Source organism: Streptomyces sp. SudanB25_2051, assembly GCF_964272635.1.
Lineage (GTDB): Bacteria > Actinomycetota > Actinomycetes > Streptomycetales > Streptomycetaceae > Streptomyces.
This window is the reverse complement of record NZ_OZ186787.1, coordinates 1,471,225-1,486,609: the sequence shown is the minus strand read 5'-3', so window position 1 is coordinate 1,486,609 and position 15,385 is coordinate 1,471,225. Positions and strand designations below refer to the sequence as shown.

Annotated in this window: 18 protein-coding genes; 12 read left to right on the top strand and 6 right to left on the bottom strand. The window is 74.7% G+C overall.

The window, feature by feature from the left end; genetic code table 11:
• Window positions 1-17 precede the first annotated feature (17 nt).
• Window positions 18-182, bottom strand: coding sequence for a hypothetical protein (locus tag ACSUPT_RS06590; RefSeq protein ID WP_361657548.1), 165 nt, complete (start codon window positions 180-182; stop codon window positions 18-20).
• 257 nt (window positions 183-439) lie between these two features.
• Here ACSUPT_RS06590 and ACSUPT_RS06585 point away from each other — a divergent pair, with 257 nt between their 5' ends.
• From ACSUPT_RS06585 to ACSUPT_RS06570, 4 genes are all read left to right on the top strand, one after another.
• Complete coding sequence (locus ACSUPT_RS06585; protein WP_351967459.1) at window positions 440-1,726, top strand: NYN domain-containing protein; 1,287 nt, start codon at window positions 440-442, stop codon at window positions 1,724-1,726.
• Between the two features lie 83 nt (window positions 1,727-1,809).
• Complete coding sequence (locus tag ACSUPT_RS06580; RefSeq protein WP_361657678.1) at window positions 1,810-2,781, top strand: ABC transporter ATP-binding protein; 972 nt, start codon at window positions 1,810-1,812, stop codon at window positions 2,779-2,781.
• 151 nt (window positions 2,782-2,932) lie between these two features.
• Complete coding sequence (locus ACSUPT_RS06575) at window positions 2,933-3,751, top strand: ABC transporter permease (protein WP_403499947.1); 819 nt, start codon at window positions 2,933-2,935, stop codon at window positions 3,749-3,751.
• Window positions 3,752-3,785: 34 nt separating this feature from the next.
• Window positions 3,786-4,502: a DUF2567 domain-containing protein gene (locus tag ACSUPT_RS06570; protein ID WP_399217369.1), complete on the top strand. Its 717-nt coding sequence runs from the start codon at window positions 3,786-3,788 to the stop codon at window positions 4,500-4,502.
• A 57-nt stretch (window positions 4,503-4,559) separates the two neighbouring features.
• On the opposite strand, the gene ybaK is transcribed toward ACSUPT_RS06570, so the two are convergent.
• From ybaK to ACSUPT_RS06550, 4 genes are all read right to left on the bottom strand, one after another.
• Window positions 4,560-5,057 carry a Cys-tRNA(Pro) deacylase gene (gene ybaK, locus ACSUPT_RS06565; protein ID WP_351967395.1) on the bottom strand — a complete coding sequence of 166 codons (498 nt, stop codon included), beginning with the start codon at window positions 5,055-5,057 and terminating at the stop codon, window positions 4,560-4,562.
• Window positions 5,058-5,203: 146 nt separating this feature from the next.
• Complete coding sequence (locus tag ACSUPT_RS06560; protein WP_351967396.1) at window positions 5,204-5,944, bottom strand: LON peptidase substrate-binding domain-containing protein; 741 nt, start codon at window positions 5,942-5,944, stop codon at window positions 5,204-5,206.
• A gap of 101 nt (window positions 5,945-6,045) precedes the next feature.
• The gene (locus ACSUPT_RS06555) at window positions 6,046-7,026 is read right to left on the bottom strand and encodes a hypothetical protein (protein WP_399217370.1); all 981 of its coding nucleotides are present in this window, start codon (window positions 7,024-7,026) and stop codon (window positions 6,046-6,048) included.
• A gap of 188 nt (window positions 7,027-7,214) precedes the next feature.
• Window positions 7,215-8,810: an oxidoreductase gene (locus tag ACSUPT_RS06550; protein ID WP_351967462.1), complete on the bottom strand. Its 1,596-nt coding sequence runs from the start codon at window positions 8,808-8,810 to the stop codon at window positions 7,215-7,217.
• A 345-nt stretch (window positions 8,811-9,155) separates the two neighbouring features.
• Here ACSUPT_RS06550 and hisD point away from each other — a divergent pair, with 345 nt between their 5' ends.
• The 8 genes from hisD to hisF are packed head-to-tail and all read left to right on the top strand — an operon-like array spanning window position 9,156 to window position 14,924.
• Window positions 9,156-10,475 (top strand): histidinol dehydrogenase, encoded by a 1,320-nt coding sequence (gene hisD / locus ACSUPT_RS06545; RefSeq protein ID WP_351967398.1) that lies wholly within the window; start codon window positions 9,156-9,158, stop codon window positions 10,473-10,475.
• The gene (locus ACSUPT_RS06540; RefSeq protein ID WP_351967399.1) at window positions 10,472-11,584 is read left to right on the top strand and encodes a histidinol-phosphate transaminase; all 1,113 of its coding nucleotides are present in this window, start codon (window positions 10,472-10,474) and stop codon (window positions 11,582-11,584) included. Before hisD ends, ACSUPT_RS06540 begins: the two co-directional genes overlap by 4 nt.
• Entirely contained in the window at window positions 11,581-12,174 is a 594-nt protein-coding gene (gene hisB, locus ACSUPT_RS06535) for an imidazoleglycerol-phosphate dehydratase HisB (RefSeq protein ID WP_030492957.1), read from the top strand. The genes ACSUPT_RS06540 and hisB overlap by 4 nt, the downstream gene beginning before the upstream one ends.
• Window positions 12,171-12,338, top strand: coding sequence for a hypothetical protein (locus ACSUPT_RS06530; RefSeq protein WP_023589164.1), 168 nt, complete (start codon window positions 12,171-12,173; stop codon window positions 12,336-12,338). Before hisB ends, ACSUPT_RS06530 begins: the two co-directional genes overlap by 4 nt.
• 5 nt (window positions 12,339-12,343) lie before the next feature.
• The gene (gene hisH, locus ACSUPT_RS06525) at window positions 12,344-12,985 is read left to right on the top strand and encodes an imidazole glycerol phosphate synthase subunit HisH (RefSeq protein WP_351967400.1); all 642 of its coding nucleotides are present in this window, start codon (window positions 12,344-12,346) and stop codon (window positions 12,983-12,985) included.
• A gap of 42 nt (window positions 12,986-13,027) precedes the next feature.
• Window positions 13,028-13,753: a bifunctional 1-(5-phosphoribosyl)-5-((5-phosphoribosylamino)methylideneamino)imidazole-4-carboxamide isomerase/phosphoribosylanthranilate isomerase PriA gene (gene priA, locus ACSUPT_RS06520; protein ID WP_351967401.1), complete on the top strand. Its 726-nt coding sequence runs from the start codon at window positions 13,028-13,030 to the stop codon at window positions 13,751-13,753.
• Entirely contained in the window at window positions 13,750-14,157 is a 408-nt protein-coding gene (locus tag ACSUPT_RS06515; protein ID WP_361657567.1) for a RidA family protein, read from the top strand. The genes priA and ACSUPT_RS06515 overlap by 4 nt, the downstream gene beginning before the upstream one ends.
• Window positions 14,154-14,924: an imidazole glycerol phosphate synthase subunit HisF gene (hisF, locus tag ACSUPT_RS06510; RefSeq protein ID WP_351967403.1), complete on the top strand. Its 771-nt coding sequence runs from the start codon at window positions 14,154-14,156 to the stop codon at window positions 14,922-14,924. Before ACSUPT_RS06515 ends, hisF begins: the two co-directional genes overlap by 4 nt.
• Window positions 14,925-14,995: 71 nt before the next feature.
• Here the strand turns inward: hisF and ACSUPT_RS06505 are convergent, their stop codons facing one another.
• Window positions 14,996-15,382 carry a VOC family protein gene (locus ACSUPT_RS06505; protein WP_436943670.1) on the bottom strand — a complete coding sequence of 129 codons (387 nt, stop codon included), beginning with the start codon at window positions 15,380-15,382 and terminating at the stop codon, window positions 14,996-14,998.
• Between the last annotated feature and the right edge of the window lie 3 nt (window positions 15,383-15,385).

The following is a 15,385-nucleotide window of genomic DNA, read 5'->3' as shown; positions in this document are numbered from 1 at the left end:
GTCACACGGCGGCCGCGTCAGTTGTGGCCGAACCTCTTCTGCCGGCCCTTCTGCGCGACGTCCGCGGGCGTCACCTGGGTCGCCCGCTGCTCCGCCTGCCGCTCCATCGACGTGTCGTGGGCCTGCTGGGCGCCGCGCTCGCCCTGTCGCTGCTGACGCTCGGTCTTCTTGTTCTTGGCCATGGTGGTGCCTCCTGTGGGATGTGGGGGCCAGGACCGCGACCAGACTCACATACCGGTATGGGGCGCGCATTTTGGATCATTGCGGACCGTAGTCGTGGATCATGCAGGAGGCCCGTAGTCAGAACGCGCCGGAGGCACTACGGTGAGGCGCCACGCCGATGATCGTGCTCCGGCCGTTAAGAACCCGGCAGTCGGGCAGACTCGAAGGAAACCCGAAGCAACTCCGATCCCGAGGTTCCCGAAAGAGGGTGGAACACGTGGACCGCTGCGTCGTGCTCGTGGACGCCGGCTATCTGCTCGGCGCCGCCGCCAGCCTGCTGGCGGGGGAGCCCGCCCGCTCCCGGATCACCGTCGACCACTCCGCCCTCATCCAGGGGCTGCGGGAACGGGCCGAGGCCGACACGGCCCAGCCGCTGCTCCGTATCTACTGGTTCGACGGCGCCCCCGACCGCGTCCCCCAGCCGGAGCACCGCCGACTGCGCGTCATGCCCCGCGTGACCGTCCGGCTCGGCGCCCTGACCCGCAGCGACGGCCGCTGGGCCCAGAAGGGCGTCGACGCCGCCATGCACGCCGAGCTGACCGAGCTCGCCCGCAACCGCGCCTGCTCCGACATCGTCCTCGTCACCGGCGACGGCGACCTCCTGCCCGGCCTGATGTCCGCCAAGGAGCACGGCGTCGCCGTCCACCTGTGGGCCGTCCAGGCCGCCGACGGCGACTACAACCAGTCCGAGGACCTGGTGGCCGAGGCCGACGAGCGCCGCGTGCTCGACCGCGCGTGGATCACCCGCGCCGTACGGGCGAAGGACCTCACCGGGCCGTGCGCCCCGCCCCCCGCGCCGCGCCCCGAGATCGCCGCCATCCTCGCCGCGCCGCTCCCCGAGGCCGCGCTCGCCGCCGCCGAACGCTCCTCCTCCACGTCGGCCGCCGCGCTCGCCGACACCGCGGCTCCCGCCCCCGCCCCGGCCGGCGCGGCCACCACCGCGACCGCCCCGGCCCCCACCAACGGCAGCGGCCCCACCACCGCCCCCTCCGGCGCGGCGCGCGGCGTCCCCACCCCCAAGGACCTCGCGGGACTGCGCAGCGCCGCCCACCAGAACACCCAGCCCGCCGGACCCGCCAACGCCACCCTGCGCTGGTCGTCCGACCGCGGCTGGATCGACCGGCCCGGCGGCGCCCTCGGCGAACCGCCCGAGACCGCGTCGCTGCCCACCCTCGCCCAGCTCACCAGCGCCGAGCAGCGCTGGGCCGACCGCGAGGAGGACATCACCACGGTCGGCGGCGACCCGTTCGAGGTCGGCCAGGTGTTCGCCCGCCGCTGGATGGAGCGGCTCCCCGAGCAGAGCCACGTCCAGAAGCTGTCCGCGATGTACCCGCGCATCCCGCACCGCATCGACGGCGAACTCCTCCGCTACGCCGCCCGGTTCGGCCTGCTCGCCCATAAGGACGACCAGATCGACGAACACGACCGGTACGCGATCCGGGCGGGCTTCTGGCGCGAGATCGACGTCCGCGCGGCCGCCGGGAACCCGTCGGCGGGGGAGTAGCGGCACGGGCCGCGGGCCGCGCTGCGCCGCCCCGCGCGCGATCCGGGGTCCGCGACCCCTTAGGCTCATCCCTCGTGAGTACGGTGTGCGTGGTGCGGGATCTGGTGAAGACGTACCCCGCCGCGCGCGGCGGGCGCGGCAGGCCCGCGACACCCGAGGTACGGGCCACCGACGGGGTCAGCCTGGAGGTGCGGGGCGGCGAGATCTTCGGGCTGCTCGGCCCCAACGGCGCCGGCAAGTCCACCCTCGTACGCCAGCTCACCGGCCTGATGCGGCCCGACTCCGGCACCGTCGAGGTCCTCGGCCACGACCTGGTCCGCCACCCGGACCGCGCCGCGCGGCTCATCGGCTACCTCGGCCAGGAGTCCACCGCGCTCGACGAGCTGACCGTCGCCCTCGCCGCCGAGACGACCGGCCGCCTGCGCGGGCTGACCGCGCGCGACGCCCGCGCCGCGCGCGACGCCGTCCTCGACGAGCTGGGCATCGGCGAACTCGCCGCCCGGCCGCTGAAGAAGCTGTCCGGCGGCCAGCGCCGCCTCGCCTGCTTCGCCGCCGCCCTCGTCGGCGAGCGCCCGCTGCTCGTGCTCGACGAGCCGACCACCGGCATGGACCCGATGGCCCGCCGCGCCGTCTGGGCCGCCGTCGACCGGCGCCGCGCCGAACACGGCGCGACGGTGCTGCTGGTCACCCACAACGTGATAGAAGCGGAGACCGTCCTCGACCGCGTCGCGGTCCTGGAGCGCGGCCGGGTCATCGCCTGCGACACCCCGGCCGGGCTGAAGGAACGCGTGGCCGGCGAGGTGCGCGTCGACCTGGTCTGGCGCGAGCGGGCGCCGCTGGACGTCCCCGAGGTGGCCGCCCTGCGGGCGCTCGCCCGCGAGTCGGGCCGCCGCTGGGTGCTGCGCCTGGCCCCGGACGAGGCGCGCGCGGCGGTCGCGGCGGTGACGGGCGGCGAGGCCTTCGCGGCGCTGGACGACTTCACGCTCGCCACGCCGAGCCTGGAGGACGTGTACCTCGCCCTCGGCGGCGAGGCGAAGGGACTGGTCAAGTCGTGAACGCGGGGCGACGCGACGCCACGGTGCCCGGCGGGGACCCGCGCGCGTCCGGACCGCCGGCGCGCGCGGCGGCCGGTACGGGACAGACGCGCGGCGCCGGACAGGGCGCCGGGGCTGAGAACGGGAGTGGGAAACGGTGAGCACCCTGCCTGTGGAGGCGCTCTCGACGGGGACCGTCCGGACGGCCGCCGCCGGGGCGGAAGGCGACCTGGCCGCCGCGCCCCTCGCCCCCCGCGCCCGGCTGCTGCCGGCGCTCGCCGCCGTGTACCGGGCGCAGCTGTCGCGTGCCCGGGTCGCCCGCATCCCGCTGCTGTTCGTCGCGACCTTCCAGTCCGTCGGGATCATGGTCCTGATGCGCGGGGTCGTCGACGGCGGCGCCGAGGCCCGCGCGGTCGTCGCCGGCTCGTCCGTCCTCGTCGTGGCGTTCGTCGCGCTGAACCTGCTCGCCCAGTACTTCGGGCAGCTCCGGGCGAGCGGCGGCCTCGACCACTACGCCACGCTGCCCGTGCCGCCCGCTGCGGTGGTGCTCGGCGCCGCCGGGGCGTACGCCTCCTTCACGGTGCCCGGGACGGTCGTCACGGCCGTCGCCGGTTCGCTCCTCTTCCAGCTGCCGCTCACCCACCTGTGGGTCCTCGCGGCGGTCGTCCCGCTCGCCGGGGCGGCCCTCGCCGGGCTCGGCGCGGCGCTCGGCCTGCTGGCCCCCCGCCAGGAGCTGGCCACGCTGCTCGGCCAGCTCGGGATGTCGGCGGCGCTGCTGCTGGGCGTCCTGCCGGCCGACCGGCTGCCCGGACCGATCGGCTGGGCGCGGGACCTGCTGCCCTCCACGTACGGGGTGGAGGCGCTGGCCCGGACCTTCGACGCGCACCCGGACTGGGCGGCCGTCGCCCTGGACCTGTCGGTGTGCGCCGCCGTCGGGGTGGCCTCCCTGGCCGTCGCCACCTGGGCGTACCGTCGCGCCGCCGTCCGGTGAGGCGGCGCCGGGCGGCGCCTGGCACGATGACAGGGTGACCGCACCTCTTCCACCGTCCCACCAGCCCCCGAGTGAGCACGTGCCGAACGACGCCGCCGCCCCCAGCACCCCTCCGCACGGCGACACGCCGGGCGGAGCCTCCGCGTGGCCACCGCCCGCGCCCGCGTACCGCCACGCGAAGGGCGAGGAGACGGTGCCGGACACGGCGGCCGAGGTGCGCCAGGGCGCCGTGGTGCTGCTCGCGGTGGCGATCGCCGGGAACGTCCTCGGACTGCTGTGGCTGTGGCTCGCGCCGCGCATCCCGCTCGTGTCGGACGGCCGGTCGGTGCTGCTGACGGAGTCGGAGGCGGAGCACGCGGTCGGCGCGGACGGCGTGTTCATCCTGCTGGGCCTGGCGTTCGGCGCGGTCAGCGCGCTCGCCGTGTTCCTCTTCCACCGGCGGGGCGGTGTCGCCGTGGTGGCCGGCCTCGCCCTGGGCGGGCTGATCGGCTCCGTACTGGGCTGGGGCACCGGCACGCTGCTGGGCCCGACCCACGACGTGGTCGCCCGGGCGCGGCAGGTCGGGGAGGGCGTCCCCTTCGACGCGCCGCTGGAACTCCAGGCGTACGGCGCGCTGCTGGCGTGGCCGATCGCCGCGATGGTGGTCCACCTGGGGCTCACGGCGCTGTTCGGCCCGCGCGACCCCGAGCCGGAGTGGGACGTCAGCCCGTACGGCCCGCCGCCCGCGCCGGGGGACGCGCCCCGCGACTGAGCGACGGGCCCCGGTGCCGCGGGGCCCGCCGGAGGGGTGCGCCGGGGCGCGGGCGCGTCAGGCCCGGCCGATGGGGGCGATGACGGCGCCCGTCAGCTCCGCGAGGTGCGCCGGGGACAGCTCGACCTCCAGACCGCGCCGCCCCGCCGACACGCAGATCGTCTCGTGCCGCGACGCGGAGGCGTCCAGCACGGTCGGCAGCTTCTTGCGCTGGCCCAGCGGGGAGATGCCGCCCCGCACATAGCCGGTCGTCCGCTCGGCCGCCGCCGGGTCGGCCATCGTGGCGCGCTTCCCGCCGACCGCCGCGGCCAGCGCCTTCAGGTCCAGCTGGCCCGCGACCGGCACCACCGCGACGGTGAGGGCTCCGTCGACGTCGGCGACCAGCGTCTTGAACACCCGGTCCGGGGAGACGCCGAGCGCCTCCGCGGCCTCCTCGCCGTACGAGGGCGAGGCCGGGTCGTGCGCGTACTCGTGCACGGTGAACGGCGTACCGGCGGCGGTCAGCGCCACCGTCGCCGGGGTGCCGCCCGACTGCTTCTTCGTCTTCTTCGCCACGTGGCTGTCCCTCCCGCGTCCGTCCATGCCTGTCGCAGGCCCGCGCGCCCCGGGCCGTCGGAGCCCGCGCGCCCCGGGCCGTCGGAGCCCGCGCGCCGCGGGCCCGTCGGAGCCGGCGTCGGCCCGGGCCCGCACCACCCGCCGCGTCAGTTCGGGCTCGTCGGAGCCCGCGTCAGCTCGGCCGCCGGCAGCGACGGCAGATGGCGCAGCACCGCCGTCTCCGAGCGCAGCAGCCGCAGCTCCTCGCGCAGCCGGGTCGCCGTGTCGGGCGCCTGGAGCAGCCGCTGCTTCGCCGGGGTGTCCAGCACGGCGGCGGCCGCCACCAGGTAGGACACGACCGACGGCTCGTCGGGCAGCTCGGCACCCGTCGCGAGCGTCCGCTCCCGCGCTCCCGCCAGCCGCTTCTGGTACTGGCGGAACGCCCGCAGCACCCCCTCGGCGAGCGCGCCGGCGCCCTCGCCCTGCCGCTCCTCCAGCTCCTCCAGCTCCGCCGTGAGGAACGGGCCGCTCGCGTCCACCGACAGGATCTTCACCCGTGTCGTCCCGGTGGCGAGGACCTCGAACGTGCCGTCAGGGCGCTCCCGGATGGTCGCCGCGTCGGCGACGCAGCCCACGCGGTGGAACGCCTTGGCCGGGTCGGGGCCGAAGCCCGCGGCGGGACCACGCTCCGGCAGCGCCGTCGGGTCGGGCATTCCCGGCGCGGTCGGCGCCACCTCGTGGCCGTCGCGGATGGCGACGACGGCGAAGCGGCGCGGCTGCGACTCGTCCGTCTTCAGCAGTTCGCGCATCATGGCGCGGTACCGCTCCTCGAAGACGTTCAACGGCAGCACGAGGCCCGGGAAAAGCACCGCGTTCAGCGGGAAGAGGGGCAGGCGAGCGGTGGTCACAGCGGTCAAGCCTAATGGCCGCCCGCCGCGCGCGTCCGGCCGCCCGCACACCGGGACCGCCCGCCGCGCCCGCGCGCGCCGCGCACACCCCCGTACGCGCCTCAGCGCCCCCCGCGCACCACCGCGCGCCGGGTCAGCTCGCGGGCCTCCAGGAACCGCCCCAGCGGGTCACCGCCCTCGCCCGCCGTCGCCGACCAGGGGAACGACGTGGCCCGCGCCCCGATGAGCCGGAACTGCTCCAGGGCGGCCGCCCACCGGTGCCGCGCCATCAGCACGTACGCCAGCAGGTTGCGGACCTCCGCCGGCCAGGGGTGGCCCACCGGATAGCGCGCCGACAGCTCGACCGCCACGTCGGCCGCGGCGTCCAGCCGCGCCCCCGGCACCCCGTTCCCGCCGCCGCCGACCAGCTGCGCGTACGCCGCCCGCAGCGGCAGCGCCCGTACCAGCGAGCCGGGCAGCGAGTCGAACGCGGCGGCCTCCGCGAAGTCGAAGCACTCCCGGTGCGAGCCGTACCAGCGCGCCGACAGGTACTCCAGCGCCGCCACATGGCAGCCGTGGTGGTGCGAGGAGCGGCGCACCGCCTGCTCCCACAGCGCCTCGAACAGCGCACCGGGCACCTCGCTGCCCCGCGCGTGGTCCAGCGCGATCCGCCACGGCACCGGGTCCAGCGGCGCCGCCCGCGCCGCCGCGTGGACCATCGGCTCGACCTCCCGCAGCAGCTCCGCGCGGGCGGGCGACGCCCAGGCGCGGTCCACGGCCAGCTGCGCCGCCACCAGCAGCGCGTCCGGGTCGTCGGGCGCGTCCGCCCGCCACGCGGTCAGCCAGTCGCCCCGGCTGCGGGCGAACGCGGCGAGGCGCACCGCGTACTGGTCGCGGTACTCCCACTCGGCGGCGTCCCGGGTCGCCGCCAGCAGCCGGGCGGCCGGAATGTGATCCCCCAGAGCGGCGGCGACCAGGGCGGGACCGAGCCTGTCGTCCGGTGCGTCCAGCAGCACGGAGCCGTCCGGCGGCAGCCCGTCGCGGGGCGGCTGACCAGGCCGGACCGTGCGCGCGTTGCCCAGCAGGGCGCGGAGCAAAGACATGGTGCCGCCCATTGAAAACCGCAGGTCGGAGCGGCGCCAGTAGCAGAGTGTGAAGCTTTGGTAGCGGCGGGAAGGTTGTCCTGCCGAACGTCAAGAGGCGGTAAAGAAAAAGGCGGCGCGGGGACGGAAGGGGACACCCCGCACCCGCGCCGCCCCCTCTCGGGGGACCGGGCGCGCCCCGCGCCCGGTCAGCTCCGCCGCAGCAGCCGCGACGCGCCGGCCGCCACCGCCGTGGCCAGAATCCATCCCACCAGGATCAGCACCGTCGACAGCCACTGCCACGGTGTGGACAGCCGCCAGTACCCCTCCTGCCCCAGATTGATCACCGGCAGCAGCAGGTCCAGCGTGTACAGCACCGCGTCCCACTGCGGGAACTCGTCCTTCTTGATGGGCCTCGGCTCGTAGAAGGAGAAGGCCAGCGCCCCCGCCGCCCACAGCACGGCCATCCACACCGCCGCGCGCCCCGGCCGGTAGCCGTACGCCACCGTCCAGTCCTGGAGGTAGCCCCACATCTTCGCGGCGAGCGGCAGCGTCTCGCGGCGCCGCCGCTGCTTGGCCAGCAGCACCTCGCGGGCGTCGGCGTCCTCCCCGCACCCGCGCAGCACGGCCGCCAGCCGCTCGTACGGCTCCGGGGCGTACTCCGGTGTCGCCGCCGCCACCCACTCCAGCCGCCGCGCCAGCGGGAAGTGCCCGTACGGCACCAGGTTCTCGTACACGAACCCGCTGATCGCCAGGCCGCCGGGGCCCGGCCAGCTGGCCGCCTGGTCCACCAGCGTGACGACCTTCGCGCCGTTCAGCACCACCCGGCCCTCCTCCGGCCGCTCGCAGTTGAACCGCAGCTCGGGAGTGACGATCCTGCGCAGGCTCAGCTCCTCCTTGCGCGCCGACGCCATCACGAACCGCGCCTGGTGGAGGTCGACCGCGTCCCCGAACCGCCCGTCGTCCAGCCGCACCCCGCCCCGGCACTCGAAGGGCCGCATCCGCGTCCCGCGCATCGGCGTGTTGACGTCGCCCAGCCCGTACGGCGGTGTCGCGCCCAGGTGGTCGCCCTGGCCGCCCACCGAGTCGCTCACCCACGCGCCCGTCAGATACAGCGTCCGCTCGACGCTCAGCTGCGGGGCGTTCAGCGCCCGCCGCCCCTCAGCGCCCCGCAGCCGGCTGCCGCGCAGGCTCAGCGACACCCCGACCTTCGCGCCGCGCATGCTGAACTCGCCGTACGTCTCGATCAGCTCGGCCTGCAGGTCCTGCGCCACCGACATGCCGTCCGCGACGATCGCCCTGCCGCGCCGGTCCGGCTGCACATGGATCTGGCTGATCAGCAGGTCCGTGCCGATCTGCGCGTCCGTCAGCCGCACCCCCCGCTCCACCCGGCAGCGCGGCAGGTGCAGATCGCCCTCCGTGTGCAGCCGGGCCGCCTCCAGCCGGGGGATCGCGCAGCCGACCATCCGCAGCGTCGTGAACCGGGACTCCGGCAGCACCACCTCGTCGTCGAAGACGCACCCCTGCAGCTCCACGTACGGCGCGACCGTCCCGCCCGCCAGATCCAGCCGCCCCGTGATCCGCGCCCCGCGCAGCTTCAGCGCCGAGACGCGCCCGGCGAGCGCGGGCGGCCCGTCCAGCAGCAGCCGCGCCACCACCCGGGCCCGGACGCACCGCTCGTGCGGCCACGCGCGCGGCGCGAACGGGTCGTCCAGCACCGGATGGCCCGACCGCAGGTCGTACCAGGCGCCGATCCGGAAGGCCTGCCACATCCCCAGCTCGGCGGGGCTGAGGTCACCGGGCATCCCGTCGTCGTCACGCCCGTCGTCGCCGTGCCCGGCGTCGCCGTGCCCGTCACCGGCCGGCCCGCCCCGGAGCCCGCCGGCCGTCCCGGCCTGCCGCGCGGCGGGCAGCCCGCCGCCCGGAACGCGCGGATCGCGGTGGAGTTCGTCGTCCTGGAGGCCGTCGCGGTTCTCGTGCGGCTCGGTCAATGCCGCCCCCCTCGCTTCCCCTGGTCGTACGGCTGTTCTTCCCGCTGAGTGACGGACTGAACGCTAACGGTCAGGTGTGACATCCAGTGGGTGGTGTGGCGTGTATCAGCCAGTGATACGGACGGCCGGAGCCGGGAGCCCGTCTGCGAGAATTGACCTGTGATCTCACGAATCGATCTGCGAGGCGACGCCCTGCCGACCGGCGGCGCCCTGCGCGACCTGCTGCCCCGTGCCGAGTTCGACGTGGAAGCCGCCCTGGAGAAGGTGCGGCCCATCTGCGAGGCCGTGCATCATCGGGGCGACGCGGCGCTGATCGAGTTCGCCGAGCGCTTCGACGGCGTCACCCTCGACCAGGTGCGGGTTCCGGCCAGTGCGCTGACCCGCGCCCTGGAGGAGCTGGACCCGGCCGTCCGCGCCGGCCTGGAGGAGTCCATCCGGCGCGCCCGGATCGTCCACCGCGAGCAGCGCCGTACGACGCACACGACCCAGGTCGTCCCGGGCGGCACCGTCACGGAGAAGTGGGTCCCCGTCGAGCGCGTCGGCCTGTACGCGCCGGGCGGCCGTTCGGTCTACCCCTCGTCCGTGGTCATGAACGCCGTACCGGCGCAGGAGGCCGGTGTCGGGTCCATCGCGCTCGCCTCCCCGCCGCAGAAGGAGTTCGGCGGCCTGCCGCACCCGACGATCCTCGCCGCCTGCGCGCTCCTCGGCGTGGACGAGGTCTACGCCGTCGGCGGCGCCCAGGCCGTCGCCATGTTCGCGTACGGCACGGAGACCTGCGCCCCCGCGAACATGGTCACCGGCCCCGGCAACATCTGGGTCGCCGCCGCCAAGCGGTACTTCACCGGCCGCATCGGCATCGACACGGAGGCCGGCCCCACCGAGATCGCCGTCCTCGCCGACGCGACCGCCGACCCCGCCCACGTCGCCGCCGACCTGATCAGCCAGGCCGAGCACGACCCGCTCGCCGCCGCCGTCCTGGTCACCGACTCCGTCGAGCTGGCCGACGCCGTGGAGCGCGAGCTGGAGCCGCAGATCGCCGCGACCAAGCACGTCGAGGACCGCATCCTGCCCGCCCTGCGCGGCAGGCAGTCCGCGATCGTCCTGGTCGACGGTCTCGACGAGGGCCTGCGGGTGGTCGACGCGTACGGCGCCGAGCACCTGGAGATCCAGACCGCCGACGCCGCCGCCGTCGCCGAGCGCGTCCGCAACGCCGGGGCGGTCTTCGTCGGCCCCTGGTCGCCGGTCTCCCTCGGCGACTACTGCGCCGGCTCCAACCACGTCCTGCCCACCGGCGGCTGCGCCTGCCACTCCTCGGGCCTGTCCGTCCAGTCCTTCCTGCGCGGCATCCACATCGTGGACTACACCCGCGACGCGCTCGCCGAGGTCGCCCACCACGTGGTCACCCTCGCCGAGGCGGAGGACCTCCCGGCGCACGGCGCCGCCGTGAAGGCGCGGTTCGGATGGAAGGTGCCGCGGTGAGCGACATCCGCATCGACGACCTGCCCATCCGCGACGAGCTGCGCGGCAAGTCGCCCTACGGCGCGCCCCAGCTCGACGTCCCCGTACGGCTCAACACCAACGAGAACCCGTACCCGCTGCCCGAGCCGCTCGTGGAGCGCATCGCCGAGCGCGTCCGCGAGGCAGCCCGGCACCTCAACCGCTACCCCGACCGCGACGCCGTCGAGCTGCGCACCGAGCTCGCCCGCTACCTCACCCGCACCACCGGCCACGAGGTCGGCCCGGCGCAGGTGTGGGCGGCCAACGGCTCCAACGAGGTCCTCCAGCAGCTGCTGCAGACCTTCGGCGGCCCCGGCAGGACCGCGCTCGGCTTCGAGCCCTCGTACTCCATGCACGGGCTGATCTCCCGGGGCACCGGCACCGGCTGGATCTCCGGACCCCGCCGCGACGACTTCGGCCTCGACGCCGACGCCGCCGCGCGGGCCATCGCCGAGCACCGCCCCGACGTGGTGTTCATCACCTCGCCCAACAACCCCACGGGCACCGCCGTCGACGCCGAGACGGTCCTCGCCCTCCACGACGCCGCCCAGGCGGCCAAGCCGTCCCTGGTCGTCGTCGACGAGGCGTACGTCGAGTTCAGCCACCGCCCCTCGCTGCTCTCCCTCATCGAGGGCCGCCCCCACCTGGTGGTCTCCCGCACCATGTCCAAGGCGTTCGGCGCCGCCGGGCTCCGCCTCGGCTACCTGGCCGCCCACCCGGCCGTCGTGGACGCCGTCCAGCTGGTCCGCCTCCCGTACCACCTGTCCGCCGTCACCCAGGCCACCGCGCTCGCCGCGCTCGAACACACCGATACGCTGCTGGGGTACGTCGAGCACCTCAAAGCGGAACGCGACCGGCTCGTCACGGAGCTGCGCGCCACCGGCTACGAGGTCACCGAGTCCGACGCCAACTTCGTCCAGTTCGGACGCTTCGAGGACGCCCACGCCATGTGGCGGGCCATCCTCGACCACGGTGTCCTGGTCCGCGACAACGGCGTACCGGGCTGGCTGCGGGTCACCGCGGGCACCCCACAGGAGAACGACGCGTTCCTGGACGCGGTTCGCGCCATTCGGAAGGAGCAGAGCTCATGAGCCGCGTAGGACGGGTCGAGCGCACCACCAAGGAAACCTCCGTCGTCGTCGAGATAGACCTCGACGGCACCGGCAAGGTCGACGTCTCCACCGGCGTCGGCTTCTACGACCACATGCTCGACCAGCTCGGCCGCCACGGGCTGTTCGACCTGACCGTCAAGACCGACGGCGACCTGCACATCGACTCGCACCACACGATCGAGGACACCGCCCTCGCGCTGGGCGCCGCCTTCAAGCAGGCCCTCGGCGACAAGGTCGGCATCTACCGCTTCGGCAACTGCACGGTCCCGCTGGACGAGTCCCTCGCCCAGGTCACCGTGGACCTCTCCGGCCGCCCGTACCTGGTGCACACCGAGCCCGAGAACATGGCGCCGATGATCGGCTCGTACGACACGACGATGACCCGGCACATCCTGGAGTCGTTCGTCGCGCAGGCCCAGATCGCGCTGCACGTCCACGTCCCGTACGGGCGCAACGCCCACCACATCGTGGAGTGCCAGTTCAAGGCGCTCGCCCGCGCCCTGCGCTACGCCTCCGAACGCGACCCGCGCGCCGCGGGCATCCTGCCGTCCACGAAGGGCGCCCTGTGACCGGGCTTTCGACCGTCCTGATCGTCGTCGGCCTGTTCCTGGCCGGCGGCGTGTACTCCTTCACCCGGCAGAAGATGCCCAAGGGCGTCATCGTCCTGCTGGCCGTCGCCTCCGGGATGTGCCTCCTCGCCGGCGTCCTGAGGATTCAGGGAATCTGGGAATGACCCTCATGAACACCACGAAGAAGGTCGTCGTCTTCGACTACGGCTTCGGCAACGTCCGCTCCGCCGAGCGCGCCCTCGCACGCGTCGGCGCCGACGTCGAGATCACCGGCGACTACGACAAGGCGATGAACGCCGACGGCCTCCTCGTCCCCGGCGTCGGCGCCTTCTCCGCCTGCATGGCCGGTCTGAAGGCCGCCCGCGGCGACTGGATCGTCGGCCGCCGCCTGTCCGGCGGGCGCCCCGTCATGGGCATCTGCGTCGGCATGCAGATCCTCTTCGAGCGGGGCGTCGAGCACGGCGTCGAGACCGAGGGCCTCGACGAGTGGCCCGGCACGGTCGGCCCGCTCAAGGCGCCCGTCATCCCGCACATGGGCTGGAACACCGTCGAGGCGCCCGAGGACAGCGAGCTGTTCGCCGGGGTCGACCCGGACGAGCGGTTCTACTTCGTCCACTCGTACGCCGTCACCGACTGGTCCTTCGAGACCGGCAACCCCGCCCTGCGCGCCCCCCGGGTCACCTGGTCCACGCACGGCGAGCGGTTCGTCGCCGCCGTCGAGAACGGCGCCCTGTGGGCGACCCAGTTCCACCCGGAGAAGTCCGGCGACGCCGGGGCCCAGCTGCTGACCAACTGGCTCAAGACCTTCTGACCGCCCTCCTCCCCATCCCGCTGAGAGGCCAGGACCCCACAGATGACCACGCTCGAACTCCTCCCCGCCGTCGACGTCAGGGACGGCCAGGCCGTCCGCCTCGTCCACGGCGAGTCCGGCACGGAGACGTCCTACGGCTCCCCGCTGGAGGCGGCGCTGGCCTGGCAGCGCGCGGGCGCCGAATGGCTCCACCTGGTGGACCTCGACGCCGCCTTCGGCACCGGCGACAACCGCGACCTGATCGCGGAGGTCACCCGCGCCATGGACATCAAGGTCGAGCTGTCCGGCGGCATCCGCGACGACGCCTCGCTCGCGGCCGCCCTCGCCACCGGCTGCACCCGCGTCAACCTCGGCACCGCCGCCCTGGAGACCCCCGAGTGGGTCGCCAAGGTCATCGCCGAGCACGGCGACAAGATCGCCGTCGGCCTCGACGTGCGCGGCACCACCCTGCGCGGCCGCGGCTGGACCCGCGACGGCGGCGACCTGTACGAGACGCTGGAGCGCCTCAACAAGGAGGGCTGCGCCCGGTACGTCGTCACCGACATCGCCAAGGACGGCACCCTCCAGGGCCCGAACCTGGACCTCCTGCGAGACGTCTGCGCCGCCACCGACCGGCCCGTCGTCGCCTCCGGCGGCGTGTCGTCCCTCGCCGACCTGCGCGCCATCGCCGAGCTCGTCCCGCTGGGCGTCGAGGGCGCCATCGTCGGCAAGGCCCTGTACGCGAAGGCGTTCACCCTGGAGGAGGCCCTCGCGGCGGTGGCCGGATGACCGGCGCCGTACGCAAGGTCGTCACCGGCGCGCCCTGGGAGGAGCAGTTCGGCTACTCCCGCGCCGTGGAGCTGCCCGGCGGCCTCGTCCTCGTCTCCGGCTGCACCTCCGTCGTGGACGGCGCCATCGTGGACGGCGGGCCGTACGAGCAGGCCGTCAACTCCTTCAACGTGGCGTTCGACGCGCTCGGGCAGCTCGGGCTCGGCCCCGCGGACGTGGTCCGCACCCGCATGTACCTCACCCACGCGCGGGACGTGGAGGAGGTCGGCCGCGCCCACAAGGAGCTGTTCGACGCCGTGCGCCCCGCAGCGTCGATGATCATCGTCTCCGGCTTCGTCGACTCCCGGCTCCTGGTGGAGGTCGAGGTCGAGGCGTACCGCACGAACGGAGGTGCCGCGTCATGACCCTCGCGGTACGTGTCATCCCCTGCCTGGACGTGGACAACGGCCGCGTCGTCAAGGGCGTCAACTTCCAGAACCTCCGCGACGCCGGCGACCCCGTCGAGATGGCCAAGCTGTACGACGCCGAGGGCGCCGACGAGCTGACCTTCCTCGACATCACCGCGTCGTCCGGCGACCGGGAGACCACCTACGACGTGGTGCGCCGCACCGCCGAGCAGGTGTTCATCCCGCTCACCGTCGGCGGCGGCGTCCGCACCGCCGACGACGTGGACCGGCTGCTGCGCGCCGGCGCGGACAAGGTCGGCGTCAACACGGCCGCCATCGCCCGGCCCGAGCTGATCCGGGAGATCTCGGAGCGGTTCGGCAGCCAGGTCCTCGTGCTGTCCGTGGACGCCCGCCGCTGCCCCGAGGGCACCAGCACCCCCTCCGGGTTCGAGGTCACCACGCACGGCGGACGCCGGGGCACCGGGATCGACGCCGTCGAGTGGGCGCACCGCGCCGCCGGACTGGGCGCGGGCGAGATCCTGCTCAACTCCATGGACGCCGACGGCACCAAGGACGGCTACGACACGGCGATGATCGCCGCAGTCCGCGCCCAGGTCTCCGTCCCCGTGATCGCCTCCGGCGGCGCCGGCAAGCTGGACCACTTCCCGCCCGCCATCGACGCGGGCGCGGACGCCGTGCTCGCCGCGTCCGTGTTCCACTTCGGCGACCTGCGGATCGGCGAGGTCAAGACCGCGCTGCGCGAGGCCGGCCACCCCGTCCGCTGAGCCACGGGGGCCTCACGCCCCGCCGCCGCCCGTCCCCGCGCCCGCGCGGCCGTACGGGCGGCGGACCGGCCTCAGCCCGCCGACTGGGCCAGCTGGATCAGGTTGCCCACGGTGTCGTCCAGGACGGCCGTCAGCACGGGCCCCTGCTCCCGCGGCTCCTGCGTGAAGACGACGCCCCGCCCGCGCAGCCGCTCGTACTCCGCGCGCAGATCGTCCACGCCGAAGACGATGCACGGCAGCCCCGCCTCCCGCAGCGCCTTCGTGTACTGGCGGGCGATCGGGCTGTCACCCGGCTCCAGCAGCAGCTCCACGTCCTGGCCCGGCGCGCCCACCGTGACGAACAGCGCGCCGCCCAGGTCGATGCGGGTACGGGTCTCGAAGCCCAGGACGTCCGTGTAGAAGGCGTGCGCCTTCTCCTCGTCGTCCACGTACACGTTGGTCATCGCGATCCTGATCACGGC